At 57.4% G+C, this 3,232-nt stretch carries 2 protein-coding genes; both read right to left on the bottom strand.

Annotated features, from left to right (window positions below):
* Window positions 1-2,674 (bottom strand): peroxisomal multifunctional enzyme type 2 (locus A3754_RS13520; protein WP_063520112.1); only part of this gene is annotated, 2,674 nt, incomplete at its 3' end.
* Window positions 2,675-2,728: 54 nt separating this feature from the next.
* Window positions 2,729-3,232, bottom strand: a 504-nt coding sequence (locus tag A3754_RS13515) for an acyl-CoA dehydrogenase family protein (protein WP_255363136.1), incomplete at its 5' end; no start/stop codon positions are given.

Below are 3,232 nucleotides of genomic sequence, written 5' to 3'. Positions count from 1 at the left end.
TCGGTTGTGCGGTAGCGGTATCCGGCTGGCCGGAGGCCAATCGCTTGTCGCGTGCCTGCTCCACCAGCTTAGGGTCCATGTCCTGCAACACGGTGAGCTTGTTGGAGGCCATCACGTTACCTCCGATCTTCAGATCGCCACCAAAAAACAGTTTCTGTACCGCAGCCAGATCACCGCCAAACAGGGTCGGGGCATGTTTGCTGTCCAACTCCAGCGTCACATCCGCCTTGTCCAGCTGGCCCGCCCCGGCGGTACCCGGTGCGTTTTTCAGATCAATATAGAAATCCTGATCCGGGTTGCTGAACGCAAACTGGAAGCTGGTAGCGGCCTTCTCGATCAGATCCGGGTTGTCAGCGATGAAGTGGCCGATGGCACTGAACACATCCGCCATGGTCGGCTCCTGCGATTCGACCGGTACTGCGACAGCTTGTGAACCACCACCGTCAGCCACGCGCTTGTCACGCGCCTGCTCGGCCAGTTTCGGGTCCATGTCCTGCAACACGGTCAACTTGTTGGACGCCATCACGTTGCCGGAAATTTTCAGCTCGCCACCGAAGAACAGTTTCTGCACCGCCGCAAGATCGCCACCAAACACGGTCGCCAGATGCTCGCTGTCCAGCGCCAGAGTCACGTCCGGTTTGTCGATCGTGCCAGGCCCTGCCGCGCCTGGTGCATTTTTCAGATCAATAAAGAACTGCTGATCCGGATTGCTGAACTCGAACTGGAAGCTGGTACCGGTCTGATCAACCAGTTCCGGTTTCTGCTTGATGTAGGTCGCCACCGCCGCGAACACATCGTCAGGCGTCACCGCCTGCTCCACCTGCGGCGCAGACACTTCCTCGGCGGACACCTGTTCCGGCACCGGCGCTTCTGCCGGAATCTCCGAGAACAACTCGATGGCGGCATTCTTCAGCACCACCTCGTTACGCTCTTTCACCCAGGTTTCGAAGATGATGCGGTTATCGGATTCCTTCCACATGCGCGTTTCCAGGGTTTCACCCGGAAATACCGTCTTGGCAAAGCGCACCTTGATGCTCTTGAAATAACGGCCATCGTTATTGCTGAACGCCTTGATGACATGGCGTCCGGCATAACCGAAGGTACACAGCCCATGCAGGATCGGCTTGTCATAACCGAACGCCCTGGCAAACGCCGGGTCGGCGTGCAGCGGATTCCAGTCACCGCACAGGCGATACAGCAGCGTCTGGTTGGCGTCGGTTTTCTCTTCGATCACCGCATCCGGTTCACGTGCGGGCGGCACATTGATCTCGCCGGAATCGCCCCGCTCACCGCCCCAGCCGCCGGCGTCTTTCACGAACGAGGTCATCTCGTTATAGGCCACCTCGTTACCGTTTTCGTCGGTGGAGGTAATAGCAAAGGTAACTACCGCATTCGGATCCTTGTCCAATGCCTTCTTGAATTTGAAGGTGTGCTTCAGCTTGGCGTGCGGCGGCAGCGGCCGTTTGATTTCGGTGTATTGCTCGCCATGCAGCAACCGGTCGAAGCCAAAGTTCATCCCTGGCAGAGCCAGCGCGCCTTCTTTTGCTGCCTTTAGCATCGCGCCGATCTGTGGCATGACGCCATAGGTGGGCAACGCCTGGAAATTGCCACCCAGCTCGTAGACGAACTTCAGTTCATCCTTGTCGAGCGGATCACGTGCGGCGCCGACACTTAGGGCATACAACGACAGGTCATTTTCATCATAGGACGATTCCAGCTCGAGGCTTTCCTTGCTGGCCACATCCAGATCGATGAATTCGTTGCCGCCCAGTGACGGGTTGTTGATGTTGTCGAGAATCGGCGAGAAGGATTCGTTGACATTGGATGGATGCTCCGCATCGGTAAAGTCGGTGATCTTGCCCCAACGACGCGCTACATCATCAACACTGAAGGCCTTGCCAAGGGGGAAGCTATTGCCCTGGCTACGTTCCCAGCGCAACTTGCTGATGAAGCCGGCACCCACTTCGAAGATACCCTTGGTTTCTTCGCACTTTTCATGGCACAACCAGGCCACCAGCGGACTGACCGCTTCTGGCTTGAGGTTTTCCAGCAAATTCGGCGGCATGATGGTTTCAGTCAGCCGAGAGGCCGCAATCGGCGCAATGGTATTCACATGAATGTTTTTGCTGCGACCTTCCTCCGCCAGACAGTTGGCCAGCCCGGCCAGACCCAACTTGGCAGCACAGTAGTTGGCCTGACCAAAGTTACCGTAGAGGCCGGCTGCCGAGGTCGTCATGATGATGCGGCCATAGCCCTTCTCACGCATGATCGGCCAAGCCGCATGGGTGACGCTCATGGAACCTTCCAGATGGACTTTCAACACCAAGTCCCAGTCCTGCTTCGACATCTTGGCAAAACTGACGTCACGCAGGATGCCGGCATTGTTGACCACGATGTCCACAGTGCCGAAGCTATCCAACGCGGTTTGTACTATCGACTCGCCGTTTTCCACCGAGTCATAGTTGGCAACCGCCTCCCCTCCCATGGCCCGGATCTCATCCACCACCTTGTCTGCGGCAGACGACGACTTGCCATCACCGTGGGCGCTGCCACCCAGGTCGTTAACCACCACCTTGCAGCCACGCGCGGCCAGGGTCAGGGCATGCTGCCGGCCCAGCCCGCCCCCGGCACCGGTGACAATGGCTACACGATCATCAAAACGAAGTTCTGCCATGATACTTTCCTCTTTTCAATACAGGGCACACATGCCGTGCAGGGTCGAGAATCCTCAGATAGAGCGTGAAATAAGTTCTTTCATGATTTCGTTGGTGCCGCCGTAGATGCGGTTGGCACGGGTGTCGATGTAGGCTCGGGCGATCGGATACTCGAGCATGTAGCCATAGCCACCATGCAGTTGCACACAGCGGTCAACCACCTTGCTGAGCAAATCGGATACCCAGTACTTGGCCGCACAGGCAGCCTCGGGCGACAGGGAATTCTTCACCACCAGCTCCATACAGCGATCAACATAGACCCGTGCAATCTGGATTTCAGAACGCATCTCGGCCAATTCAAAGCGGGTGTTCTGGAATGCCGCCACCGGCTTGCCAAACGCCTGGCGCTGTTTCACATATTCCACGGTGGTTGCCAGCGCATGCTCGGCAGCCGACGAACAGATGATGGCGATCATCATCCGCTCCCAGGCCAGCTCCTTCATCAAGGCAATGAAACCCATGCCCTCGGCACCCAGCAGGTTTTCCTTGGGCACCTTGACGTTGTCGAAGAACAACTC

The organism is Alcanivorax sp. HI0083, assembly GCF_001635175.1.
The sequence above is the reverse complement of the archived record's forward strand: the minus strand, read 5'-3'. Positions and strand labels throughout refer to the sequence as shown.